The sequence below is a fragment of the Stenotrophomonas sp. YJH_SMC_123 genome (assembly GCF_059368215.1).
In genome coordinates, this window is record NZ_JCAFRM010000002.1 from 206,191 (window position 1) to 229,996 (window position 23,806).

The following is a 23,806-nucleotide window of genomic DNA, read 5'->3' on the forward strand; positions in this document are numbered from 1 at the left end:
CGGCGGTGGCCGATGAGCGCGCCGCCGCGCCTGCGACTGCGAAGGATCCGCCGTCATTTCATTGCCGCCTGTGCGGTGGGCCTGGTCGGGCTTGCACTGCTGGTGGGCACGCTCAGCCAGCTGCTGCCGCTGGCCGAGCGTCATCCTGACAGGATCGCCGCTTGGCTGAGCGAGCGTGCCGGCCAGCCGGTGCGTTTCGACCAGCTGCAGACAGCCTGGACCCGTCGTGGCCCGCTGCTGCAGCTGAAAGGCCTGCGCATCGGCGCCGGGCAGGGCCTGGCGATCGGCGAGGCCGAGGTGCTGGTATCGATGTACAGCGGGCTGCTGCCCGGGCGCTCGCTGACCGAGCTGCGCCTGCGTGGCTTGGCGCTGGATCTGCAGCAGGGCGAGGACGGACGCTGGACGGTGCGCGGGCTGCCGCAATCGGACAACGGCGGCGATCCGCTGGATGCGCTGCGCCGGCTGGGCGAGCTGCAGGTGATCGGAGGGCGCCTGGGCGTGCACGCGCCGACGTTGGGCATCGACACCACGCTGCCGCGCATCGACCTGCGCATGCGGGTCAATGGCGATCGCCTGCGCGTGGGCGTACGCGCCTGGGCGCAGCCCGAAGCGCTGCCGCTGACCGCGGTGCTGGACGTGGACCGTGCGCGCGGCAACGGCGAGGCCTGGCTGGGCGCCGACCCGGTCGATTTCCACGCCTGGGCGCCCTTGCTGGCGGCTGGCGGCGTGCGCCTGCGCGAGGGCAAGGGCGAGTTGAACCTGTGGTTGACCTTGCGCGATTTCGCGCCGGTGGCGCTGACCACGGATTCGGACCTGCGCGACGTGCGCATTGATGGCGCACCGATACCCGGCATGGCGGCGCCGCAGCTGCAGCTGCAGCGACTGCAGGCCCGCCTGCGCTGGCAGCGCCAGGCCGAGGGCTGGGCGCTGCAGGTACCGCAGCTGCGGCTGAAGAATGAAGACGGCGAGCAGCGCCTCGATGGCCTGCAGCTGCAGGTCGGCAAACAGCTGCAGGTCCGTTCCGGTGAAGTGCAGGCCGGCATCGCACTGCGTGCGCTGGCCCTGAGTGATCGCCTTGAGCCGGGCCTGCGTCGCTGGCTGTTCCTGTCCAGGCCGCAGCTGGACGTGCGCGCGTTGCAGCTGTCGGGCGAACGCGATGGCCCCCTGTGGGCGCAGGGTGAACTGCAGTCGCTGGGTTTCGCCAGCGTGGGCAACTCGCCCGGCCTGCGCGGCCTGGGCGGGCGCTTTGAAGGCGACGCCGACGGCTTCAGCCTGCAGCTGCAACCGCAACGGCAGCTGCAGTTCGATTGGCCGACCGGCTTCGGCGTGCGCCATGACCTGCACCTGGCCGGACAGATCGTGGGCTGGCGCGACGAGGGCGGTGGTTGGCGGATCGGGACGCCGGCGATGCGTGTGGAAGGCACCGACTACGCGGCCGACGTGCGCGGCGGGGTCTGGTTCCAGGGCGACGGCACGCGGCCGTGGCTGCAGCTGGCCGCGAAGCTGGACGACGTGCCGATGACGGCGGCCAAGCGCTTCTGGATCCACTCCAAGATGAGCAAGGGCGCCACCGACTGGCTGGACATGGCGCTGGCTGGCGGCCAGGTACGCAATGGCGTCGGCCTGGTCACCGGTGACCTGGACGACTGGCCGTTCGACAACAATGATGGCCGCTTCGAGGCCACCGGCCACATCACCAATGGCGACATCCGCTTCCAGCACGACTGGCCGCTGATGAGCCAGGTCGACGCCGACATCGCCTTCATCGGCCCTGGCTTCGACATGCGTGGACGGGGTGATCTTGCCGGCGTGGCGGTACAGAAATTCGAAGCGGGCATTCCGGACTTCGGGCACCAGCCGTTGTACGTACGTGCCGATGCGCCGAGCGAGGCCGGCAAGCTGCTGGCGATGCTGCGCCTGAGCCCGTTGCACAAGGATTACGGCGATACGCTGGACAATCTGGTCGCCAGCGGTCCGGCCCATGTGACCTTCGATCTGCTGCAGCCGCTGCATCAGGATGAAGGCGAGGGCCACCTGCAGGGCACGGTCGATCTGGCCGGCGTGAAGCTGGTCGACAAGCGCTTCCAGCTGACCTTTGACAACATGCACGGGCAGGCGCGCTACAGCAATGGCGGTTTCGGCGCCGAGGACCTGGCGGTGCGCCACCTCGGCCAGGAAGGACGGCTGAGCCTGCGTGCCGGCGGTTACGTGCATGACAGCACGCGCGCCTTCGAGTCGCAGCTGACCGCCCGCCTCGATGCCAGCGTGCTGATCGACCGTGCTCCCGAGATGGCCTGGCTCAAGCCTTACATCAACGGCAATTCGGCCTGGACCATCGGCGTCAACCTGCCCAAGGTGGCGCCCGGCGCGCCTGCGCCGCCGAGCGAGCTGCGACTGAGTTCGGACCTGGTCGGCACCCGGCTCGACCTGCCGGCGCCGCTGGACAAGCCGGCCGCCGAGCCGCTGGCGACCACGGTGGCCGCGCAGCTGCCGATGGGCGCCGGCCGCATCGACGTAGCGTTCGGCCAGCGCCTGGCCCTGGCCGCGCGCAGCCACAACAACCAGACCGGTGTGCAGGTCACGCTGGGCAGCGACCATGTCGACCGCGAGCCGCCGGCGAGCGGACTGACGGTCAATGGCCGCAGCCCGACCCTGGATGCGCTGGAGTGGATCAGCCTGGCGCGCGGTGGAAGTGACGACGACGCGATGCCGCTGCGCGCGGTCGACGTGCAGGTCGGCCAGCTCAAGCTGATCGGCGGAGTGTTCGAGCAGACCCGGCTGCAGCTGCACCCGGGCCCGCAGGCACTGGACGTGCGCCTGGACGGGCCGTCGCTGGCCGGCCGCCTGACCGTACCCAACGCCGACGGCGGCACCATCAGCGGCCAGCTTGACCGCGTGCACTGGCAGTCACTGCCGACGGCACCGGGTGCGGCCGCCGCGCCGGCGCGGGTACAGGCCGGTGCCAATGACATGGACCCGGCCAAGCTGCCGCCGTTCGCGCTGGACATCGCCGACCTGAAGTTCGGCAAGGTGGTGCTGGGCCAGGCGGTGCTGCGCACGCGCCCGCTGGCCAACGGCCTGAACGTGGACGCGTTGCGCTTCCGCGCGCCGGACCAGGAAATCGACATCACCGGCCGCTGGCTCGGCCGTACGGGCGGCGCCCGTACCGAACTGACCGCGCAGGTGCGCAGCGAGGACCTGGGCGGGCTGATGCAGAACCTTGATTACGGCGGCCAGCTGCGCGGCGGTTCCGGCCAGGCGCAGCTGCAGGCGGCCTGGAGCGGGGGGCCGTCGGACTTCCAGCTGGGCAACCTGCAGGGCAGCCTCGACCTGCATGCGCGCAATGGCCAGCTGCTGGAGCTGGAGCCGGGCGCCGGCCGCGTGCTGGGCCTGCTCAGCGTCGCGCAGCTGCCGCGGCGGATGATGTTCGATTTCCGCGACTTCTTCTCCAAGGGCTTCGCGTTCAACCAGATCGAGGGCAGCATGCAGTTCGGTCAGGGCATGGCGCGCACCGACAAGGTGCTGATCGAAGGCCCGGCGGCCAACATCACCATCCGTGGCCAGGCCGACCTGCGCAACCAGCAGTTCGACCAGACCATCGACGTCAACCCGCGCGCGGGCAACCTGCTGACCGTGGTCGGTGCGGTGGCCGGCGGCCCGGTGGGGGCGGCGCTGGGCGCGGCCACCAATGCGGTATTGTCCAAGCCGCTGGGCGAGATTGGCGCCCGTACCTACAAGGTGACCGGTCCATGGAAGGAGCCGAAGGTGGAAGTGATCGAGCGCAGCCGCGACAAGACCCCATCACCGCCCGTGCCGGCACCTGCACCGGCCATTCCGCCGACCGTCACCGACCTGCCGCGCTCGCGCTGAGCACGGCTTCCCGTTCACGGGGCTTGCCTGAGCGCCCCCGCACCCCCAGATCGAAACCATGACTGATATCGCCCTGACGCTTGCCCAAGACCGCCTGCTGCGCCCCGGCGGCCTGGATACCGCCGGCCTGGAGCGCACCTTCGGGCAGCTGCTCGGCCCTGGTGTCGACTTCGGCGACCTATATTTCCAGCACGCCCGCCGCGAGAGCTGGAGCGTGGAAGACGGCATCGTCAAGGACGGCGCCCATTCCATCGAGCAGGGCGTGGGCGTGCGGGCGATTTCCGGCGAGAAGACCGGCTTCGCCTACTCCGATGACATCCATGCCGATGCGCTGCTGGCGGCGGCGCAGTCGGCGCGCGCGATCTCGCGCGAGGGCGGTGCGCAGACCGGACGTTCGCTGCTGCGCGGCAATGCGCGCGCGCTGTACCCGGCGCTGGACCCGATCGACGGCATCGGCAACGAGGCCAAGGTCGAGGTGCTCAAGCGCCTGGATGGCTACCTGCGTGCCGCCGACCCGCGCGTGAAGCAGGTGATGGTGAGCCTGTCCGGCGGCGTCGATACGGTGCTGATCGCCCGCAGCGACGGCGTGCTGGCGGCCGACGTGCGCCCGCTGGTACGCCTGAACGTGCAGGTCATCGTCGAACACAACGGCCGTCGCGAGTCCGGCTACGCCGGTGGTGGTGGCCGTTATGGCTACGAAGCGCTGTTCGCCAGCGGCCGCCCCGAAGCCCTGGCCCAGGAAGCGCTGCGCCAGGCGCTGGTGAACCTGGACGCGGTGCCGGCGCCGGCCGGCATGATGCCGGTGGTGCTCGGCCCGGGTTGGCCGGGCGTGTTGCTGCACGAAGCGGTCGGCCACGGCCTGGAAGGCGACTTCAACCGCAAGGGCACCAGCGTCTACGCCGGCCGCATCGGCGAGCGCGTCGCCGCACCGGGGGTGACCATCGTCGACGACGGCACCCTCGACGGTCGCCGCGGTTCGTTGAACATCGACGACGAAGGCCACCCGAGCCAGTGCACCCCGCTGATCGAGGACGGCATCCTGGTCGGCTACATGCAGGACAGCCTCAACGCGCGGCTGATGGGCATGGCCCCGACCGGCAACGGGCGCCGCGAATCGTTCGCGCACCTGACCATGCCACGCATGACCAACACCTACATGCGCGCCGGCGAGCACGACCCGCAGGAGATGATCCGTTCGGTGAAGAAGGGCCTGTACGCGGTGAACTTCGGCGGTGGCCAGGTCGACATCACCAGCGGCAAGTACGTGTTCTCGGCCACCGAGGCCTACCTGATCGAGGATGGCCGCATCACCACCCCGGTGAAGGGCGCGACCCTGATCGGCAACGGCCCGGAGACCATGCAGAAGGTGCGCATGGTCGGCAACGATCTGGCCCTGGACGAGGGCGTGGGCATCTGCGGCAAGGACGGGCAGAGTGTGCCCGTGGGTGTCGGCCAGCCCTCGCTGTTGATCGAGGGCATCACCGTCGGCGGTACGCAGGCCTGAGCGTGGCGATGGCCGCGGCCACCGCCCGGGCCGGCGCGGACTCAGTCCTCGTCGGCCTCGTCGACCGGATCGCCGGCGTGTTCGTCGCCCGCCGTCTTCAAGCCCAGCGCCGCCGGCAGCATCAGCGTACGCAGCACCTGGAAGATCTCGCGGTAGGCGCGCGGCGGCTTGTTCTTCGCCTTTTCGGCCTGCGCGTTGCGTACCAGGGTGCGCAGCTGCTGGCGGTCGGCCTGCGGGTAGTCGTCAAGCAGGGCGGCCAGCGCCTTGTCACCGTCGGCCAACAGGCGGTCGCGCCAGTCTTCCACGCGGTGCATCATCGCCACTTCGCGGCGGCCAGTCTCGCTGTTGGCGTCCAGCGCATCGCGGATCGCGTCCAGCGTTGCCTCGTCCTCGCGGCGCATGTGCTTGGCCAGGAACGCCAGCTGGCGCTTGTGGGCGATGTGGGCGGTGATGCGCTTGCACTCGGCGATATGCGGCAGCAGGTCTTCCGGGATCGGCAGGCGCGCCAGCTGGGCCGGGGTCAACGACACCAGCTTCTCGCCCAGGGCCAGGACGTCGAGCGCGTCGCGCCGGTTCTGGCTGCGGCTCTTGTCGTGGAATTCACCGGTTTCTTCGTCGCGTCCGCGCATCGTCCCTACCTGATCTCAAAAAAAGTCGCCCGGCGTGATGCCGGGCCCAACCTGTACAGGATAAAGCATTGAACGTGATCGCCCCTGAAGTGGCCGTCGGCGACGACAGCCCGGCCCGGCTGGAACGGCTGGCCGACCTCTCCCAGCAGCTGCTCGACCGCGCCCGCGCGCTGGGCGCCAGCCAGGCCGAGGTCAGTTGCAGCGAGGACCGCGGACTGGAGGTCAATGTCCGCCTCGGTGAGGTCGAGACCGTGCAGTCCACGCGTGACCGCGGCATCGCCGTGACCGTCTATTTCGGCCAGCGCAAGGGCAGTGCCAGCACCGGTGACCTGAACGAGGCCAGCCTGGCCGCTACGGTCGAGCAGGCCTGCGCGATTGCCCGGCATACCGAGGATGACCCGGCTGCCGGCCTGGCCGAGGCCGCACTGATGGCCACCGACTTCCCGGAGCTGGACGGTTGGCACCCGTGGGCGCTGCAGGCCGATGAGGCGGTGGACCTGGCCCTGGCCTGCGAGGCGGCCGGTCGCGAGGCCGACGCGCAGATCCGCAATTCCGACGGCGCATCGGTGTCGAGCATGCAGAGCCTGTCGGTGTATGCCAATTCGCATGGTTTCTTTGGTCGTGAGCGCGGCACCCACCATTCGGTCGGCTGCGCGCTGATCGCCGGGCAGGGCGATGGCATGCAGCGCGATGGCTGGTACACCAGCGCGCTTGCCCGGGAGGACCTGGAAGACGTGGGCCTGGTCGGCCGTCGTGCCGCCGAGCGCACCGTGGCCCGCCTGCAGCCGCGTTCACTGGCTACTGGCAGCATGCCGGTGCTGTTCGCCCCGGAAGTGGCGCGCAGCCTGGTCGGCCACCTGCTGTCGGCGGTGTCCGGCGGCGCCTTGTACCGCCAGGCCAGCTTCCTGCTGGACAGCGTCGGCCAACGCCTGTTCCCGGAATGGATGCAGATCGACGAGCTGCCGCACCTGCGCCGTGGCCTGCGCTCGGCCGCCTTCGACGGCGACGGCGTGGCCACCCGTAGTTCGGCGCTGGTCCGAGACGGCGTACTGCAGCGCTACGTGCTGGGCAGCTATTCGGCGCGCAAGCTAGGCCTGCAGACCACCGCCAATGCTGGCGGCGTGCACAACCTGCAGCTGGCGGCCAATGCCGGCCCGCTGGAAGAGATCGCCCGGCAGATGGGTGACGGCCTGCTGGTGACCGAGCTGATGGGGCAGGGCGTGAACGGGGTGACCGGCGATTACTCACGAGGCGCGGGCGGCTTCCGTGTCGAGAACGGCGAGATCCAGTACCCGGTGGACGGCGTCACCATCGCCGGCAACCTGCGCGAGATGTTCAGCAGCATCGAGGCGGTCGGCAGCGACGTCGACCCGCGCTCGCACATCCGGACCGGTTCGATCCTGCTGGGGCGGATGACCGTCGCCGGTAATGATTGATGGCATTGATGACGTAAGCTATGCGCGCCTGACGCAACCAGCTTGGTGCTGGTGGGTCAAGACCACCCAATGAAAAGGAGTTTTGTCGTGAGCGAATTCGATAACGTCCCGCCGCCGCCGGCAACCACCGATGCCCCGGCCGACCAGCGCACCATGGCGCTGGCTGCGCACCTGCTGGGCATCTTCACCTGGTTCATCGGCGCCCTGATCATCTGGCTGATCAACAAGGATGACGCCAGCAAGGCCTTCGTGACCGACCAGGCCAAGGAAGCGCTGAACTTCCAGATCACCGTGACCATCGCCATGGTCATCAGCATCATCCTGATGGTGGTGATCATCGGCGGCATCCTGGCGCCGATCGTGGGCATCATCAACCTGGTGTTCTGCATCATTGCCGCAGTCAAGGCCAACAACGGCGAAGCCTATCGCTACCCGTTCACCCTGCGCCTGATCAAGTAATACCGGCCGCATGCGCAAGCAGGAACGCCCGGCATTGCCGGGCGTTCCTGTTTGAGGGCAGCGCCACCGGCGGCGATCAGTGATCGCGTTCCACCGCCAGCGTTGCCAGCGCGCGCAGCGCATCGGCCTCTTCGCCATGGCCGGCCAACGTGGCCTGCATGCGTGCGGCCAGTTCGCGCAGCTGCGCCTTCGCGCCGTCCATGCCGAGCAGCGCGGGGAAGGTGCTCTTGTCCTGCGCCTGGTCCTTGCCGGCGGTCTTGCCCAGCTGTTCGGAACTGGCTTCGACATCGAGGATGTCATCGCGGACCTGGAAGGCCAGGCCGAGTGCATCGGCGAAACTGTCGAGCTGGGCCAGCTGCGGCTCGTGGGCCTGGCCGCACAGCGCCCCCATGCGCACCGCTGCACGGATCAGCGCGCCGGTCTTCAGCGCATGCATGCGGGTCAGTGCCGCCAGGGTCTGCTGCTGGCCGGTGGCATCGATGTCCAGCGCCTGGCCACCGCACATGCCGGAGGCGCCGGACGCGTGAGCGAGGGTCTGCAGGCAGGCCACGCGCAGCGTGGCCGGCAGCGGCGCATCGGCCAGCAGGCCGAAGGCACGCGTCTGCAGGGCGTCGCCGGCCAGGATCGCGGTGGCTTCGTCGAAGGCGATGTGGGCGGTCGGCTTGCCGCGGCGCAGGGCGTCGTCGTCCATCGCCGGCAGGTCGTCATGCACCAGCGAATAGGCGTGGATCAGCTCGACAGCCATCGCCGCCGCGTCCAGCTGTTCCGGCTGCGCGCCGAACAGGTGTCCACTGGCATACACCAGCAGCGGGCGCATGCGTTTGCCACCGCCCAGCACCGAATAGCGCATGGCCTGGTGCAGGCGCTGCGGTGCTTCGGCAGGCGAGGGCAGGGCGGCATCGAGCTGGCTTTCGATACGGTCGCGCCAGCGCGCGAACAGGGCTTCAGCCGTCATGGTTGGGCGGATCGAAAGGCTCGGCCGTTTCCGGCTGGGCCGGATCGCTGAGCAGGCGCACGCGCAATTCGGCCTGCTCCAGCGCCTGCTGGCACTGACGGTACAGACCGACACCGCGTTCGTAAGCACTGAGCGACGCTTCCAGGCTCAGCTCGCCGGTTTCCATCTGCTCCACCAGCTGTTCCAGCGATTCGAGCGACTGCTCGAACTGGGCGACCGGGGAGGCGTTTTCGGGGGACTTCTTGGCCATGCGGCAAGTGTGGACGGGCTGCGCGCGGGGGTCAATTCACCAGCCGCCCGGACGCCACTGCAGCTGCGCGTCGTGGGCCTGCAACCAGGCCTGCAGGGGAGCTGCGATGACCACGTCGGCGGCGGCAAGCAGCTGCGCTCCATCGAAGACCAGCGGCAGCTGGGCGCGTCGCCAGGGGGCAAGGTGTTCGCGTTGCAGGCAGTCCTTCAGCGCATGCGAATGCTGGCGACCGGGCAGCAGGATGCGTTCGCCGCCCACACGCGCACGGACCTGGAGCGGCCGTTCGAAGGCCTCGGCGCCGTGCAGGTGCAGCTGACCGCCATCGGGCAGCGCCAATGGCGCGCGTCCATCCCATCCGGCCTGCCAATCATGGGGAAGCGCCGGCAGTTGCGCGGGCAGGAGATAGGCATGATCGCGCCATTGCTGGATGGCATGATCGTGCCAGCGCACCCGCGCCTGGCGATCGTTGCTGGCTGGCAGCAGCTCGTCCAGCGCCTGCTGCAGCACCGTGGCCGGCAGTGGGGCGGCCCCATGGCCGATCACCCAGGCACGCAGCACGCGCGCGGCGCGGCCCGGTGACACCTGGCGCAGCAGCTGCAGCGACAGCACACGCGGTGCCACCTCCAGATGCGCGATCAGCTCGGCGTCCTCCTCGTCCAGCAGCTCGCGGGTCTGCCGGCAATGCAGGGCGCTGCCCGCCAATGCCGCGGCGGCGTGCGGCCAGCGCTGGCGCAGCAACGGCAGCACCTGCAGGCGCAGGAAATTGCGATCGGCGTGGTCGTCGGCGTTGCTGGGGTCTTCAACCCAGCGCAGCGCGTGCTGGTGCGCGTAATCGAGCAGCGCACGGCGCGGCACCGCCAGCAGCGGTCGCCACACACGGTGTTCGCCTACGCGGCTGTCTGCGGACATCGCGGCAAGACCATCGACGCCGGAGCCACGCAGGGCACGCAGCAGGAAGGTCTCGGCCTGGTCGTCCAGGTGCTGCGCCAGCGCCAGTGTTTCGCCGTCGCGCAGTTCGGTGGCGAACGCGGCGCGTCGCGCCTGCCGTGCTGCGCCTTCCAGGCCCAGGCCCGATGTGGGGTCGATCTGCACGCGATGCACGGCCAGTTCGATGCCCAGCGCTGCGCATTGCTGCTGGCAATGCAGCACCCAGTCGTCCGCATCGGGGTGCAGGCCATGGTGCACGTGCACCGCGCGCAGCGCCGTGCCGGAGGCCTTGGCGCTGCGCCACAGCCAGTGCAGCAGCACGGTCGAGTCGACACCGCCGCTGTAGCCCACCAGCAGTGGCGCATCCAGCAGAACGAGGGCAGGGAAGGCAGTCACGGCGGCAAGTATAGGGTTGCTCGGCAGGGCTGCGCCCTGCACCCGCTACGATCCAGAGCAACGGCAACAGCAACGGCAACAGCAACAGCAACAGCAACAGCAACAGCAACAGCAACAGCAGAAGCTGGTTTCCTGAGGGTGGGCGGGGTGGGTCCGGTTGCGGGAGACGCCGTCAACCCGCAGGCCGGCCCAGCCGCTGGCGGCTGTGCGTTCGGGCGCTTGCGAAGCAGTGCTTCGCAAGCAAAGCGCCCTCACCCATGGGGGCTTGGCCGCGGCATCCATGCCGCGGACACTCCCGCAACCGGACCCATCCCGCCTTTGACAGTTTCCTGCGAACTGTCGGAATTGCTCTTGGGGTCAGATCCGTTTTCCTGCGGAAAACGGATCTGACCCCGGATTCAATTCGATATCTGAGAGAAAAATCGTGTCGACCAAGGTCGACACCTACCAGGAGCAACAGCAACCGCCGTGGTTGCCGGCCGCCCCGCCATCCCACGGAATGCGCGCTGTTGCTGTTGCTGTTGCTGTTGCTTCGGCCGTTGCCGTTGCATCGGCAGGTGCAGGGCGCAGCCCTGCCGAAAAACCTACTTCACCCGACGGCCCGCGCGGTCGATGCGGAACCACTCCCCGCCTTCCATCGGCGTGTGGCCATCGGCATCCGGCGTGCCGCGCCGACAGCCGTTGCAGACCTCGGCCACGCCATCCTGGAACGGCCACCCGAAATCGTAGGTGCCGGGCACCACCTGGCGGAACGTCAGGTCGAAGTAGCCGACGCGGTTGCCGACGCGGCCGCGCAGCAGGCCTTCCTGCGGTGTTTCCGGGCCGTTGTCCCAGGTCAGCACAGGCAGGCTGCGGCCCTTGCGGTCGACGTAGTGGAAGCCCTGGTCGGCATACACCACGGCCAGGCCGTGGTCGTCGTAGTTCAGGTTCTTCAGCGCATCGGCGCTGATCTTCGGCCGGTGATCGACCACCTCGCAGTTGGGCAGCGGCCACAACCCGTGTTCGTCGGTCAGCAGCTGGCAGGTCGGCGCCTGCGCCAGCGCGCTGGAACCGGCCAGTACGCCGAGCAGGACCAGCGACCGCGCGAAGCGGCCGCGGTCGAGGCGGGCCTGCCGCACGATCACTTGGCCTCGGCCTTGCGCTCGAAGGCCGTCGGTGCCGGCAGCTGCACCGGCACGCCCTTGTCATCGCAGGTGCCGGCCTGGCACAGGCGCTCGCGCAGGGCCGGGGTGGCCTGCACGATCATGTGGTAGATCGCGTTCTGTTCCAGCGTGCCGCGGATCGCCTTGCTGCCCGGGCCACGCGCCCAGATGCCGACATCCTCACCACCGTGCGATTCAGACTTCATCGGCACCAGTGCTTCCTGCATGTAGTCCGGATGCTCGGTGTCGACCTCGCGCAGGTTCGGGCGGCCGTTGGCCGGTTCGAAGCTGCTCGGGTTGTGCGGGTAACGCTTCGGGCCGGCCGGCTGCTGGTTGCTGCTGCCGGTATGGCCCGGGCCGTTGGCATAGCTCAGCGTGGTGTACGGCTGGCCGGTGCCGTCCAGCGCGTAGTCCAGCTTGCCGGCACCATCTTCGCCGCCCTTGTCCTTCACCTTGCCCAGGATCGGATTGCCACGTGCCGGGTAGCCGACGAAGTTCAGCGTATGCGAGTGGTCGGCGGTGACGATGATCAGGGTGTCGTCGGCCGAGGTCAGCTCGTTGGCCACGCGCACCGCGTCGGACAGCGCCACGGTCTCGGTCAGTGCACGGTAGGCGTTGCCGCTGTGGTTGGCGTGGTCGATGCGCGCGCCTTCGATCATCAGCACGTAGCCTTCCTGGTGCCTGGCCAGATTCCTGATCGCTGCAGCCGTCAGTTCGGCCAGGCTCGGCTCACCGCCCGGATCCTGCGGGCGCTCGTATTCGTAGCGCATGTGGTCCGGTTCGAACAGGCCGAGGATGGCCGGCGCATTGGCGGCCGCCGCCAGCTGCTTGCTGTTCCACACGTAGGCACCCTGCGGGTGCGCCTGCTGCCATTCCTGCACCAGGCTGCGGCCATCCAGGCGCTGGCCGACCTTGTCGTCGTATTCCGGATCGCGCTCTTCCACGGTGGTGAATTCACCGCGACCGCCGCCGAGAGCGACCAGCGGGCCGCGCCCATAACGCGAGGTCGACAGCAGCTGCTGTGCGATGTCCTTGCAGCCTGCAGCCTTGGCCGCTTCAGTCAGGTCGGTGTCGTTTTCCCAGTTGCGCTCGGGCGAGTGCGCATAGGTGGCAGCAGGGGTGGCATGGGTCAGGCGCGCGGTGGACACCACACCGGTGGCCAGGCCGGCGCTGTCGGCCAGCTGCAGCCAGGTCAGCAGGCCCTTGGACAGGCTGTCGGCGCAGTCGGTGCGGCTGCCGGCGCTGACACCGATCGCGCCCATGTGGGTCTTCACGCCGGTGGTGATGGCGGTCATGGTGCCGGCCGAGTCCGGCGTCTGCGAATCGGTGTTGTAGGTCTTGCTGAACGCCGTGGCCGGGAAGCGCTCCCAGGACAGCAGGTTCTCCTCGCCCGAGCCACCCTTCTGCTGGCCTTCGTAGATGCGCGCGGCGGCCACGGTGGTCAGGCTCATGCCGTCGCCGAGGAACAGGATGACGTTCTTCGCCTTGCCGGACATCGCGCCGTTGGCGGCGGCCTGGGCGGCGCCACTGCGGTACCACCATTGCGGGGTCTCGCCGGCCGGATGGGCGACCGGGTCGACGGCGACCTTCAGGCCGGCCGGGGCAGAGGCGGGGGGGGTGCTGGCGCAGGCGCCCAGCAGCAGGGTGGTGGCGCAGGCGGCCAACAGGGAGACGGAACGGCGCATGGACGCTGGGATCTCACAAACTGTAACGGGACGTTCATTATGCCCGCCCCTGCAAGGCACGCCGATGACACACTGATTTGCCGGCCGGGCGGTCGTTCTGCGGGCCGCCTTGGGCTATCGTGCCAGCATCCCTTCCTTCCCCTCTGGATTGCCTATGAAGCTGGTCTCTGCCTGGCTGCGGATTCCATTCTGGCAGCGCGTGGTCGGTGGCTTCGTGCTCGGCGCGCTGGCCGGCTGGGCGCTTGGCCCGGCCGCGGAAACGTGGTTCGGCCCGCTCGGTGAGCTGTACGTCACCCTGATCAAGATGATCGCCGTGCCGCTGGTGTTCTTCGCGGTCATCAACGCAATCTCGTCGCTGCACGGGCAGAAGTCGGTCGCCGCGCTCAGTGGCCGCACCTTCCTGTGGTTCGTGATCACCGCGGCGCTGGCGGTATGCGTTGGGCTGGGCGTGGGGACCGTGCTGCAGCCCGGTGCCGGCGGGCTGCAGCTGACAATGGCCAGCAACTACGTGCCGCGCGAAGTGCCCAGTGTGGTGCAGGTGCTGCTGGACGTGGTGCCGGCCAATGTCTTCTACGCGCTGTCCGGCATCGGTACCAAGGTCAATGCGGCCGGTGAGACCGTGCTGGCGGCCGGTCGCGGCTCGATCCTGCCGGTGATCTTCTTCGCTGGCCTGGTGGGCTTTGCCATCGTCAAGCTGGGCGAGAAGGTGACCGAGGCGCGCAAGCTGGTCGGCCAGATGAGCGACATCATGATCCAGGTGACCCGCTTCGTGCTGGAAGTCACCCCGATCGGTACCTTCGGCCTGATCGCCGGCCTGGTCGGCAGCTATGGCTTCGAGAAGCTGCTGCCGCTGGGCCATTTCGTGCTGGCCCTGTACGTGGCCTGCGCCCTGCACATCGTGGTGGTCTACAGCGCGCTGCTGCTGGCGCACGGCCTGAACCCGCTGAAGTTCTTCCGCGGCGCGGCGCCGGGCATGCAGGTGGCCTTCGTCAGCTCGTCCAGCTTCGCCGCGATGCCGGTGGCGCTGCGTTCGATCACCCACAACCTGGGCGTGAACAAGGACTACGGTTCATTCGCGGTGCCGCTGGGCGCCAGCATCAAGATGGATGGCTGCGGCGCGATCTATCCGGCGCTGTGCGCGGTGTTCATCGCGCAGTACAGCGATGTGCCGCTGACCCCGGAGCAGTACGTGGTGGTGCTGATCGCCTCGGTGCTGGGCAGCTTCGGTACGGCCGGCGTGCCGGGTACCGCGGTGATCATGGCCACGGTGGTGCTGAGCGCAGCCAACCTGCCGCTGGAGACCATCGGCTATCTGTATGCCATCGACCGCATCCTCGACATGATGCGCACGATGACGAATGTGACCGGCCAGATGCTGGTGCCGGTGATCGTGGCCAAGGAAACCGGGCTGCTGGACCAGGCGGTGTATGACAATCCGTCCAGCAATGTGGGCGTGGACGATCCTGACCCGACACCGCCACGCAGCTGAGGTTGCGTGGAGATGAAAGGCCCGCCCTGACCGGCGGGCCTTTCGTTTGGGAGATGGCTGACGCGCTGCCGGCCGTGGTAGATCCACGCCATGCGTGGATGGAGGCGGTGCCGACCAAGGTCGGCAGCTACCCACCATTACGCGGGCCCAACAAAAAAGCCGCTGCAGGGCAGCGGCTTTGCTTTGCGTATCAGGCGGCGCTGTGACGCCAGCCGGTCAGAGGTCGACCCGGCGGGCCTGCATGAACTTGTTGCCCCAGTAGCCACTGAGCAGGGTGTCCACGCGGACGTCCTTGCCCGAGCTCGGCGCATGCAGGAAACGGCCATCGCCGACGTAGATGCCGACGTGGTCGACGCGGCCCTTGCGGCCGAAGAACACCAGATCACCCGCGGCCAGCGCGGTGCGGTCGTTGATCAGTTCGGCATTGTCATCGTGGGCCATCTCGCGCGAGACGCGCGGAAGTTCGATGCCCAGGGCCGAACGGAACACATAACCGACCAGACCGCTGCAGTCGAAACCGCTGTCCGGGTTGCTGCCACCCCAACGGTACGGGGTGCCCAGCAGGGTCATCGCGCGGCGCAGCAGCGACTGCACCTTGCCGTTGTCGGCGGCGGTGCCGATGACGCTGCCATTGGCGGCGCTGCTGGTGTCGTAGTTGGCGAGCAGGCGGCTGAGGTCGCCGGCCACCACGGCCGAGCGGTCCATCAGCGGAATGGTGTCGTTGGCGGCCAGGTGCGGCAGCAGGGCGGCCAGCGTGGCACTGGCGGCGGCATCGACGCGGCTGCGCTGCGGAGCGGCAGCCTCGGCCTTGGCGGCCGGTCGGGCGGTGCTCTCGGCCACCGGGGCCGGGGTCACATCGGAACGGTTCGGAGCAGTCTGCGACCAGGCCGGAAGGCTGGTCAGACACAGTGCCAGGCCAAGCAACAGCGGGCGGGCACTACGTGAAGATACGGAAGTCTGGCCTTCGCTTTTCAGGTCGTCAGTCGTCACGCGTCGGTCACAGGAAAAAAACGATGGGGCATCATGCCCTGTAAAAGCGCGGATAAGTTAAAAATTCCGTTAGTAATTCGTTAGTTGCACAGTGATGTCCGTCACAGTTTTGAATATATCGCCTGTTCATTTTAGCGAAGGACGCGTTTCGCCCCTGTGTAGTGGTCCTTCCAGTAGGGACCGCTGAGCGAGTCCAGGCGCACGGTGCCGCCGGTGCTCGGCGCATGCACGAAACGCCCTTCACCTACATAAATACCGACGTGGGTGACGCTGCCGCGGCTGCCGAAGAACACCAGGTCGCCGGTGGCCAAGCGCTGCGGGTCGATCTTCGGGCCCTGCACCGCCGCCAGGTCGCGGGAGGTGCGCGGCAGCCGCAGGTCCAGCATCTCGCGATAGACATAAGCGACCAGGCCGCTGCAGTCGAAGCCCGAATCCGGGGTGTTGCCGCCATAGCGGTAGGGCGTGCCGACCAGGCTGATGGCGCGCATCAGCACCGAGTTGGCAGCCTCGGGGTTGTCCGGCACGGTCTTTGGCCAGTTCGCCGTGGGCGGGGGCGGGGCCGGGCGGGTGGCCTTGCCACCGCCACAGGCGGTCATCAACAGGGGCAGGGCCAGCAGCAGGGCCGGGGCGAGAAACCGGCGCTGGCCGGACGAAACTGGCGTGATGTGCATGATCTCCGGATAATGCGCCACCTTGGATTGGCCGTCATGATGGCGGCGTCCCCGCCGGGCGACAACCCGCCCCAACCCGCCTGCCTCCGGCAGATCCAGACAGAGTTGCGCATGAAGATCGAAAAAGACCGCGTTGTCCGCTTCCACTACACCGTTTCCGAAGTCGGCCAGGAGCCGATCGAATCGTCCAAGGACCGCGGCGAGCCGCTGGCGATCCTGATCGGTCACGGCAACATCATCCCGGGCCTGGAAAACGCCATGATGGACAAGGAAGCCGGCGCGACCTTCAACGTCGACGTCAAGGCGGCCGATGCCTACGGCGAGCGTCGTGAGGGCCTGTCCCAGCGCGTGCCGAAGAAGCACTTCGGCAATACCAAGCTGACGCCGGGCCAGCAGGTCGTGCTGCAGACCAACTTCGGCCCGCGTGCGGTGACCGTGCAGAAGGTCGGCATGAGCGTCGTCGACGTTGACCTGAACCACCCGATGGCTGGCAAGGACCTGCACTTCGACGTCGAAATCGTCGACGTGCGCGAAGCCGGCAAGGAAGAGCTGGACCACGGCCACGTCCACGGCGACGGCGGTCACCAGCACTGATCGCAGCGCGATCATGATGGCAGCAATGGCCCGCTTCGGCGGGCCGTTGCGTTTCTGGAACACGCCGCGGCCATCCATGGTGCACGGGCCGGCGGCATAATGGCGGACCTGCCTGACGGACGCCCCGTGAACGCCGCTTCTCCTTCCCTGCAGCCGGTGGCTTCCGGCGAACGCATCGCCGTGCTGGACGTGCTGCGTGGTGCTGCGCTGCTGGGCATCCTGCTGATGAACATCGAGGCTTTCAGCGGCCCGCTGGACCTGGCCTTCACCGGCATTGACGTGCACTGGCGGGGCATCGATTACTGGGCCGACGCCTTCGTCTATGTGTTCGTGCAGGGCAAGTTCTTCACCCTGTTCTCGCTGCTGTTCGGTGCCGGCTTTGCGGTGATGGCACAACGCGCCGAGGTGGCCGGGCGCGACTTCACCCCGTTCTACCTGCGCCGCAGCGCCGGCCTGCTGCTGATCGGCCTGTGCCATGCACTGCTGGTCTGGTCCGGCGACATCCTGGTGATGTATGCGCTGGTCTCGTTGCCCTTGCTGGCCTGCCGCGAGGCGCCGCGCAGCTGGCTGCCGTGGATGGGCGTGATCGTCTACCTCGGCGGTGTAGCGATGATGCTGCTGGTGGGTGCGATGGTGTCGATGGCGTCGGCCGAAGAGGTGCAGGGCATGCTTGCCGAGGCGCAGCAGAGCATCGACCTGCAGCGGCAGGTGTACGGGCAGGGCAGCTGGGCGCAGGCCACTGTGCAGCGCCTGAGCGAGTTCGGCACCTCGATGGGCGCGTTGCTGATCAGCGGCCCGGAAGTGCTGGGCATGTTCCTGCTCGGCAGCTGGTTCGCCGGCAGTGGCGCGCTGGCGACGCCGGAGCGCTTCCCGCGGCTGTACGCGTCGCTGCGCTGGATCGCACTGCCGCTGGGGCTGCTGGTCACGCTGCTGGGGGTTGCCTGGAAACCCTACCTTGCACCCGGCGCCTACAACCTGCCGGTGACCGCGGCGATGGCCCTGGTCACGGTTGGCGGGCTGCCGATGTGCCTGGGCTACCTGGCGTGGATCGTGCACTGGCGCACGCGGCTGGCGTGGCTGGCGCCGGTGGGGCGCATGGCGTTGACCCACTATCTTGGCCAGTCGCTGCTGTGTACCTGGACCTTCTACCACTACGGGCTGGGCAGGTTCGAGATGATGCCGCGCAGCGTGCAGCTGCTGTTCGCGCTGCTGTTGTTTGCCGTGCAGGTGGCTGTTTCGCACGCGTGGCTGGCGCGCTTCCGCTTTGGTCCGATGGAATGGCTGTGGCGTGCAATGACCTACCGGCAGTGGCCACCGATGCGGCGCAGGACGAAGCAGGGGTGAGCGATGAGCGCGCACGCGCTGTGCCGATCGGCCGCGCGCCCGCGCATCCTCACGTCTGGCCTGCAGCGGGGCATGGCATGCTCGGCGTCAGCATGAGCGCCGGCATCGGCCAGCGGATCGCCGATCTCGTCTGCGGCCACACGCCAGCGATCGATCCTGCCCCTTACCGACCCGAGCGATTCCGATGAGCACTGCATCCTATGATTACGACCTGATCGTCCTTGGCGGCGGCTCCGCCGGCCTGGCCGGCGCGATCCGCGCCGCGCAGCACGGCAAGCGCGTGGCAATGCTGGAACCCGGCGAACTGGGCGGAACCTGTGTCAATGTCGGCTGCGTGCCGAAGAAGGCGATGTGGCTGGCGGCCGACCTGCACGAGCGCATCGGCCTGGCCAATGCGATGGGCTTCGATGTCGAGGCACGCCCGGCGCTGTCGTGGAAGGAACTGGTGATCCATCGCCAGGCCTACATCAGCAACATCCACACCAGCTACCACAAGCGCCTGGACGAAACCGGCGTGGTGCGCATTCCGGCACGTGGCCATCTGCTTGATGCGCACACCGTGGCCTGCAGTGATGGCGTGCACTACAGCGCCGAACACATCCTGATCGCCACTGGCGCGCATCCACTGCGTCCGGATATTCCCGGCGCGGAGCTGGGCCTGGTCTCCGACGATTTCTTCGACCTGCGTGCGGCGCCGGCCGAGGTGGCGATCATCGGTGGTGGTTACATCGCGGTGGAGCTGGCTGGCCTGCTGCAGGCGCTCGGCAGCCGCGTGAGCCTGCTGGTGCGCGGCAAGCGCCTGCTGGAGCGCTTCGATTACGAGCTGACCGATCAGCTGGCCGAGAACCTGAAACAGCAGGGCGTGCGGATCCATTTCGACTATCGCCTGCGCGAACTGCAGCGCGATGGCGAGCGCGTGCGGGCGTTCGGCCATGACGGCCCGATCGACAGTGTGTTCGATGCGGTGTTCTTCGCTGCCGGCCGCCGCGGCAACAGCCGTGGCCTGGGTCTGGAAGCGCTCGGCATCGACATCGGCGAGCACGATCAGGTGCAGGTGGACGAGTGGCAGACCACCCGCGTGCCGAGCGTGCACGCGGTCGGTGACATCGCCGGCAAGGTCGGCCTGACCCCGGTGGCGGTGGCCGCTTCGCGGCGGCTGATGGACCGCCTGTTCGGGGGGCGCCCGCAGTCCAAAATGGATTACGAGAACGTGGCCAGCGTGGTGTTCTCGCATCCGCCGCTGGGCGCGGTGGGCATGAGCGAGGAAGAAGCGCGCCGGCGTTTCGACCAGGTGAGCGTCTACCACAGCCGCTTCCGCCCGATGCTGCAGGCGCTGGCCAATGGTACCCAGCGCAGCCTGTTCAAGATGGTCTGTGCCGGCCCGGAAGAACGCGTGGTAGGCATCCACCTGCTGGGCGAAGCGGCCGACGAGATCCTGCAGGGCTTTGCGGTGGCGGTGAAGATGGGCGCGACCAAGGCCCAGTTCGACGACACCGTGGCGATCCACCCGACCTCGGCCGAAGAAGTGGTGCTGATGCGCTGAGCCGGGATGTTGTAGGGCCGAGCCCTGCTCGGCAGCCTTTCGCACCGGCCTGGCGACGCCGAGCGCAGGCTCGGCTCTACAGGGCAGCGGGCGCCCCCATGCGACAATGAGCGACCCCCACGCCTTGCCGGGCCGCTCTGCGCGGCCCGCCGTCGTCCTGATGTCCACTCCCGCTTCCCGCATTGCCACTGCTTCCCCACGCATTGCGCTGGGCGGCATCGGCCTGGCCGCGATCGGCGCCATCGCCGCGTCGGGCAAGGCGATCATCGTCAAGCTCGGCCTGCGCCACGGCGTCGATGCCACCACGCTGCTCGCCCTGCGCATGCTGATGGCGCTGCCCCTGTTCGCGTTGATGGCAGCGTGGGCCGCGCGCCGGGCCGAGCCGTTGTCCTGGGCCGACCGTGCCCGCGTGCTGTGGCTGGGTTTCACCGGCTACTACCTGTCCAGCCTGCTCGACTTCCAGGGACTGCAGTACATCAGCGTGACCCTGGAGCGGCTGATCCTGTACTTGAACCCGACCCTGGTACTGCTGATCAACGTGCTGCTGGCGCGCCAGCGGCCGGGCCGCTGGCAGATCGGTGCGCTGGTGCTGAGCTACCTCGGCGTGCTGCTGGCCTTCGGCCACGATCTGCAGCGCGAGGGTGGGCAGATCATCGTCGGCAGCCTGCTGGTGCTGGGCAGTGCCCTCAGCTATGCGCTGTACCTGTTCGGCAGTGGGCAGGTGGTCGCGCGCATCGGTGCGGTGCGGCTGACCGCCTATGCCAGCTGCGTGGCCAGCGTGCTGGTGCTGCTGCATTTCGCGGTGACCCATCCGCTGCCGCTGCTGTGGCAGGCACCGGCGCCGGTGCAGTGGCTGTCGTTGGTCAATGCCACCGTGTGCACGGTGCTGCCGGTGCTGGCGATCATGCTGGCGGTGCAGCGCGTGGGTTCGTCGCTGGCCGCGCAGGTCGGTATGCTGGGCCCTGTTTCCACCATCGTGATGAGCCTATGGCTGCTCGACGAACCGATGGGGCCGGCGCAGATCGCCGGCACCGTGCTGGTGCTGATCGGCGTTCTGCTGGTGACCCGCCTGCGGCGCTGACGCCGGAGCAGGCGCGTGCGCGCATCCTGGCGGTGATCCGCGCAATCCCGGCGGGGCAGGTGATGGGCTACGGCCAGGTGGCGATGCGCGCGGGCCTGCCCGGGCGTGCACGCCTGACCGCACGCATCCTGGGCCAGAACGACGACCCGGACCTGCCCTGGCACCGCGTGCTGCGCTCGGACGGGCGCATTGCCATGGAAGAAGGGTCGGCCGGCTGGCGCGAGCAGTCACAACGGTTGCGTGCCGAGGGTGTGCGGGTGGAGAACGGCCGGGTGCGGATGCCGGCGACCGATCCGGCGGCGGCGCTGGACGCAGCGGTGTGGGGCCCGGGCTGAGCACCGCTGGCGACTGAACAGGCCGGACCTGCGGGTCGCCAACAAGACACGATGCTGCGGCTATGATGGAGGCCGTTCCATGCCGGTGCTCCCATGTTCCCGCGACTGCCAACCGTCACCAAGGCCCTGCTGATCGCCAACGCGATCCTGTTCCTGCTGCAGCAGCCGTTCCTGCTCGGCATGCAGACCTTCGAGCCGTTCATGCTGCAACCGTTGCAGCAGGGCTTCGACGCGTTCTCGCCGGGTGGCAACTTCCAGCCTTGGCAGCTGCTGACCTACGGTTTCCTGCATGGCAGCTTCGGCCATCTGTTCTTCAACATGCTGGCGGTCTTCATGTTCGGCGCGCCGCTGGAGCAGACCTGGGGCGAGAAGCGCTTCCTGCTGTACTACCTGGTGTGCGTGGCCGGTGCCGGTGTCTGCCAGCTGCTGGTGGGTACGCTGCTGGAAAACCCTGCCACGGTGCTGGGCGCCTCCGGCGGCGTGTTCGGCCTGCTGCTGGCCTACGGCATGCTGTTCCCGAACCAGCGGGTGATGCTGCTGTTCCCGCCGATCCCGATGAAGGCGCGCACTTTCGTGATCCTGTTCGGTGTGGGCGAGCTGGTGCTGGGCATGACCGGCTGGCAGCCGGGCGTGGCCCACTTCGCGCACCTCGGCGGCATGCTGTTCGGCTGGTTGCTGATCCGCTACTGGCGCGGGCAGCCGCCGTTCAAGCGCCGCCCGCCCGGCCCACCGAAGCGCCCGAACCATCTGCGCAGCGTCAAATGATCCGAAGGATCATTTGACGCTGCAGGTGCCGACCGTTGGTCGGCACGCCTTCTCCCACGCGGGCAGGTGCCAACCCTGGCTGGCACGCTTTGAATGGGATCATTTGACGCTGCAGGTGCCGACCGTTGGTCGGCACGCCTCTACAGATCCTGCAACACCACCTGCGCCGCGTTGTGCCCCGGTGCACCGGTGACGCCGCCGCCGGGGTGTGTGCCCGAACCGCACAGGTACAGCCCGGGCAGGGCGCCACGATAGCCGGCCTGGCCGACCATCGGCCGTGCCGAGAACAGCTGGTTGGCGCTCAGTGCGCCGTGGAAGATGTCGCCGCCGACCAGGCCGAAGGTGCGTTCCAGATCCAGCGGCGACAGCACCTGCCGACCGAGCACGCTGGCGGTGAAGCCGGGCGCATGCCGTTCGACGGTGGCGATCATCAGGTCGGCCACGGTCTCCCGGTGATCGTCCCAATGGCGGCCTTCAGGCAACACCGGCGCCACATGCTGGCAGAACAGGCTGGCCACGTGCTGCCCGGGCGGCGCCAGCGAATCGTCCAGCGTGCTCGGAATCAGCATTTCCACGATCGGTTCGCGCGCCCAACCGTCGCGGCGCGCATCCAGCCAGGCGCGGTCCATGTAATCCAGGCTGGGTGCCATGATGATGCCGGCGCTGAGGTGATCGCCGGGCCCGGGCAGGGCGCGGAACTCCGGCAGCCGCGACAGCGCCACGTTCATCCGGAACGTGCCGGAACCGCAGCGCCAGTTCGCCATGCGTTCGCGTGTCGCGTTGGGTACCTGTGCCGGTTCCAGCAATTGTTCGTACAGCAGTTTCGGATTGACGTTGGCGACCACCGTGCGTGCGCGCAGGATCTCGCCGTTGGCCAGTTCGACGCCCACCGCGCGGCCCTGTTCGATTCGCACGCGCTGCACGCCGGCCTCCACGCGCAGTTCCGCCCCGGCCTCGCGTGCCGAGGCTGCAATCGCCTGGCTGATCGCGCCCATGCCGCCGATCGCATGGCCCCACGCACCCTTCACGCCATTGCACTGGCCGAATACGTGGTGCAGCAGTACGTAGGCACTGCCCGGTGTATAGGGGCTTGCGTAGTTGCCGACGATGCCATCGAAGCCGAACAGCGCCTTGATCGGTTCGCTTTCGAACCAGCGATCCAGATACTCGGCTGCCGACAGCGTGAACAGGTCCAGCAGCTCCTGCCGCAGCGAGGCATCCAGCGTGGCCAGTTCACGACCAAGACGACCCATCTGCCACAGCGCAGGCAACGCGCGCCAACCACCGGCAACGCCGGCATCCGGTGGCGCGCGCAGGGCCCACGCGCGCAGCACATCGGCGAAGATCTCCAGGCGCGCTTCGTATTCGGGTAGCCGCTGCGCATCCCGCTCGGAGAACTTCGCGACCTCTGCCTGGGTGCGGCCCGGTGCCGACAGCAGATAACGACCATCCTCCATCGGCAGGAAGTTGTTGACCGGGCGATTGATGATGCGCAGCCCATGCGCATGCAGTTGCAGGTCGTCGATCACCTTCGGCTGCAGCAGGGACACCGTGTACGACGCCACCGAGTTGCGGAAGCCGGGATGGAATTCCTCGGTGACTGCGGCACCGCCGAGAACGCCACGACGTTCCAGCACCAGCACCTTCTTTCCAGCGCGCGCCAGATAGGCCGCGCAGACCAGGCCGTTGTGGCCGCCACCAACGACGATCGCATCCCAGGACATCAACACCTCGCAAAAAG

At 68.3% G+C, this 23,806-nt stretch carries 20 protein-coding genes and 1 pseudogene; 12 read left to right on the forward strand and 9 right to left on the reverse strand.

Translation table 11 applies throughout. The features are described from left to right. The first annotated feature begins 12 nt into the window (after positions 1–12). Together AC5P5W_RS05815 and tldD are read left to right on the forward strand one after the other, a co-directional pair. Positions 13–3,870, forward strand: a complete 3,858-nt coding sequence (locus AC5P5W_RS05815) for a YhdP family protein (protein WP_197574844.1) — start codon at positions 13–15, stop codon at positions 3,868–3,870. Between the two features lie 58 nt (positions 3,871–3,928). Beyond that, a complete protein-coding gene (gene tldD, locus AC5P5W_RS05820; RefSeq protein WP_014647936.1) occupies positions 3,929–5,374 on the forward strand; it encodes a metalloprotease TldD in 1,446 nt (481 codons plus the stop codon). Positions 5,375–5,415: 41 nt separating this feature from the next. Here tldD and yjgA read toward each other — a convergent pair whose 3' ends face one another. After that, positions 5,416–6,003: a ribosome biogenesis factor YjgA gene (gene yjgA / locus AC5P5W_RS05825; RefSeq protein WP_014647935.1), complete on the reverse strand. Its 588-nt coding sequence runs from the start codon at positions 6,001–6,003 to the stop codon at positions 5,416–5,418. A gap of 68 nt (positions 6,004–6,071) precedes the next feature. Here yjgA and pmbA point away from each other — a divergent pair, with 68 nt between their 5' ends. Both pmbA and AC5P5W_RS05835 read left to right on the forward strand, forming a co-directional pair. Beyond that, positions 6,072–7,439 carry a metalloprotease PmbA gene (gene pmbA / locus AC5P5W_RS05830; protein WP_014647934.1) on the forward strand — a complete coding sequence of 456 codons (1,368 nt, stop codon included), beginning with the start codon at positions 6,072–6,074 and terminating at the stop codon, positions 7,437–7,439. A gap of 87 nt (positions 7,440–7,526) precedes the next feature. Beyond that, positions 7,527–7,898 carry a DUF4870 domain-containing protein gene (locus AC5P5W_RS05835; protein WP_014647933.1) on the forward strand — a complete coding sequence of 124 codons (372 nt, stop codon included), beginning with the start codon at positions 7,527–7,529 and terminating at the stop codon, positions 7,896–7,898. Positions 7,899–7,974: 76 nt separating this feature from the next. Here AC5P5W_RS05835 and AC5P5W_RS05840 read toward each other — a convergent pair whose 3' ends face one another. From AC5P5W_RS05840 to AC5P5W_RS05860, 5 genes are all read right to left on the reverse strand, one after another. Then, positions 7,975–8,853 (reverse strand): polyprenyl synthetase family protein, encoded by an 879-nt coding sequence (locus tag AC5P5W_RS05840; RefSeq protein WP_197574842.1) that lies wholly within the window; start codon positions 8,851–8,853, stop codon positions 7,975–7,977. Further along, a complete protein-coding gene (locus tag AC5P5W_RS05845; protein WP_014647931.1) occupies positions 8,843–9,103 on the reverse strand; it encodes an exodeoxyribonuclease VII small subunit in 261 nt (86 codons plus the stop codon). Before AC5P5W_RS05845 ends, AC5P5W_RS05840 begins: the two co-directional genes overlap by 11 nt. Positions 9,104–9,139: 36 nt before the next feature. Next, the gene (gene tilS / locus AC5P5W_RS05850) at positions 9,140–10,426 is read right to left on the reverse strand and encodes a tRNA lysidine(34) synthetase TilS (protein WP_197574840.1); all 1,287 of its coding nucleotides are present in this window, start codon (positions 10,424–10,426) and stop codon (positions 9,140–9,142) included. Positions 10,427–11,010: 584 nt separating this feature from the next. Next, positions 11,011–11,550, reverse strand: a complete 540-nt coding sequence (locus AC5P5W_RS05855; protein WP_197575405.1) for a WG repeat-containing protein — start codon at positions 11,548–11,550, stop codon at positions 11,011–11,013. Beyond that, positions 11,547–13,253, reverse strand: a complete 1,707-nt coding sequence (locus tag AC5P5W_RS05860) for an alkaline phosphatase (RefSeq protein WP_197575403.1) — start codon at positions 13,251–13,253, stop codon at positions 11,547–11,549. Before AC5P5W_RS05860 ends, AC5P5W_RS05855 begins: the two co-directional genes overlap by 4 nt. Positions 13,254–13,407: 154 nt before the next feature. Between AC5P5W_RS05860 and AC5P5W_RS05865 the strand changes: the two genes are divergently transcribed. After that, positions 13,408–14,742, forward strand: coding sequence for a dicarboxylate/amino acid:cation symporter (locus AC5P5W_RS05865; protein WP_495220915.1), 1,335 nt, complete (start codon positions 13,408–13,410; stop codon positions 14,740–14,742). A gap of 216 nt (positions 14,743–14,958) precedes the next feature. Here the strand turns inward: AC5P5W_RS05865 and AC5P5W_RS05870 are convergent, their stop codons facing one another. Both AC5P5W_RS05870 and AC5P5W_RS05875 read right to left on the reverse strand, forming a co-directional pair. After that, on the reverse strand, positions 14,959–15,732 hold the full coding sequence (locus tag AC5P5W_RS05870) for a C40 family peptidase (protein WP_197575401.1): 774 nt from the start codon (positions 15,730–15,732) through the stop codon (positions 14,959–14,961). A gap of 131 nt (positions 15,733–15,863) precedes the next feature. Then, a complete protein-coding gene (locus AC5P5W_RS05875; protein ID WP_026347086.1) occupies positions 15,864–16,403 on the reverse strand; it encodes a C40 family peptidase in 540 nt (179 codons plus the stop codon). A gap of 111 nt (positions 16,404–16,514) precedes the next feature. On the opposite strand from AC5P5W_RS05875, the gene AC5P5W_RS05880 reads away from it, so the two are divergent. The 7 genes and pseudogenes from AC5P5W_RS05880 (at position 16,515) to AC5P5W_RS05910 (ending at position 22,065) form a co-directional block, all read left to right on the forward strand. Continuing rightward, on the forward strand, positions 16,515–16,997 hold the full coding sequence (locus AC5P5W_RS05880; protein WP_197575399.1) for an FKBP-type peptidyl-prolyl cis-trans isomerase: 483 nt from the start codon (positions 16,515–16,517) through the stop codon (positions 16,995–16,997). A gap of 99 nt (positions 16,998–17,096) precedes the next feature. Continuing rightward, positions 17,097–18,341 (forward strand): DUF418 domain-containing protein, encoded by a 1,245-nt coding sequence (locus tag AC5P5W_RS05885; RefSeq protein ID WP_041863671.1) that lies wholly within the window; start codon positions 17,097–17,099, stop codon positions 18,339–18,341. A gap of 26 nt (positions 18,342–18,367) precedes the next feature. Continuing rightward, positions 18,368–18,529: pseudogene (locus AC5P5W_RS05890) on the forward strand (amino acid dehydrogenase); the annotation flags it as partial. Then, complete coding sequence (gene gorA / locus AC5P5W_RS05895) at positions 18,526–19,884, forward strand: glutathione-disulfide reductase (protein ID WP_049442360.1); 1,359 nt, start codon at positions 18,526–18,528, stop codon at positions 19,882–19,884. The pseudogene AC5P5W_RS05890 and the gene gorA, both read left to right, overlap by 4 nt. Positions 19,885–20,044: 160 nt before the next feature. Next, positions 20,045–20,965 (forward strand): DMT family transporter, encoded by a 921-nt coding sequence (locus tag AC5P5W_RS05900; protein WP_014647921.1) that lies wholly within the window; start codon positions 20,045–20,047, stop codon positions 20,963–20,965. Next, positions 20,872–21,300: an MGMT family protein gene (locus tag AC5P5W_RS05905; protein WP_401730001.1), complete on the forward strand. Its 429-nt coding sequence runs from the start codon at positions 20,872–20,874 to the stop codon at positions 21,298–21,300. The genes AC5P5W_RS05900 and AC5P5W_RS05905 overlap by 94 nt, the downstream gene beginning before the upstream one ends. Positions 21,301–21,393: 93 nt before the next feature. After that, entirely contained in the window at positions 21,394–22,065 is a 672-nt protein-coding gene (locus tag AC5P5W_RS05910) for a rhomboid family intramembrane serine protease (RefSeq protein WP_014647919.1), read from the forward strand. Between the two features lie 140 nt (positions 22,066–22,205). On the opposite strand, the gene AC5P5W_RS05915 is transcribed toward AC5P5W_RS05910, so the two are convergent. Beyond that, positions 22,206–23,789: a phytoene desaturase family protein gene (locus AC5P5W_RS05915; RefSeq protein ID WP_014647918.1), complete on the reverse strand. Its 1,584-nt coding sequence runs from the start codon at positions 23,787–23,789 to the stop codon at positions 22,206–22,208. Between the last annotated feature and the right edge of the window lie 17 nt (positions 23,790–23,806).

Excerpts from the sequence above, each read along its gene's own strand:
- AC5P5W_RS05815 (WP_197574844.1), top strand. The coding sequence starts at position 13 with ATGAGCGCGCCGCCGCGCCTGCGACTGCGAAGGATCCGCCGTCATTTC.
- tldD (WP_014647936.1), top strand. The coding sequence starts at position 3,929 with ATGACTGATATCGCCCTGACGCTTGCCCAAGACCGCCTGCTGCGCCCC.
- yjgA (WP_014647935.1), bottom strand. The coding sequence starts at position 6,003 with ATGCGCGGACGCGACGAAGAAACCGGTGAATTCCACGACAAGAGCCGC.
- AC5P5W_RS05840 (WP_197574842.1), bottom strand. The coding sequence starts at position 8,853 with ATGACGGCTGAAGCCCTGTTCGCGCGCTGGCGCGACCGTATCGAAAGC.
- AC5P5W_RS05845 (WP_014647931.1), bottom strand. The coding sequence starts at position 9,103 with ATGGCCAAGAAGTCCCCCGAAAACGCCTCCCCGGTCGCCCAGTTCGAG.
- AC5P5W_RS05860 (WP_197575403.1), bottom strand. The coding sequence starts at position 13,253 with ATGCGCCGTTCCGTCTCCCTGTTGGCCGCCTGCGCCACCACCCTGCTG.
- AC5P5W_RS05865 (WP_495220915.1), top strand. The coding sequence starts at position 13,408 with ATGAAGCTGGTCTCTGCCTGGCTGCGGATTCCATTCTGGCAGCGCGTG.
- AC5P5W_RS05875 (WP_026347086.1), bottom strand. The coding sequence starts at position 16,403 with ATGCACATCACGCCAGTTTCGTCCGGCCAGCGCCGGTTTCTCGCCCCG.
- AC5P5W_RS05880 (WP_197575399.1), top strand. The coding sequence starts at position 16,515 with ATGAAGATCGAAAAAGACCGCGTTGTCCGCTTCCACTACACCGTTTCC.
- AC5P5W_RS05885 (WP_041863671.1), top strand. The coding sequence starts at position 17,097 with ATGGCGGACCTGCCTGACGGACGCCCCGTGAACGCCGCTTCTCCTTCC.
- gorA (WP_049442360.1), top strand. The coding sequence starts at position 18,526 with ATGAGCACTGCATCCTATGATTACGACCTGATCGTCCTTGGCGGCGGC.
- AC5P5W_RS05900 (WP_014647921.1), top strand. The coding sequence starts at position 20,045 with ATGTCCACTCCCGCTTCCCGCATTGCCACTGCTTCCCCACGCATTGCG.
- AC5P5W_RS05905 (WP_401730001.1), top strand. The coding sequence starts at position 20,872 with ATGGCTGCTCGACGAACCGATGGGGCCGGCGCAGATCGCCGGCACCGT.
- AC5P5W_RS05910 (WP_014647919.1), top strand. The coding sequence starts at position 21,394 with ATGTTCCCGCGACTGCCAACCGTCACCAAGGCCCTGCTGATCGCCAAC.
- AC5P5W_RS05915 (WP_014647918.1), bottom strand. The coding sequence starts at position 23,789 with ATGTCCTGGGATGCGATCGTCGTTGGTGGCGGCCACAACGGCCTGGTC.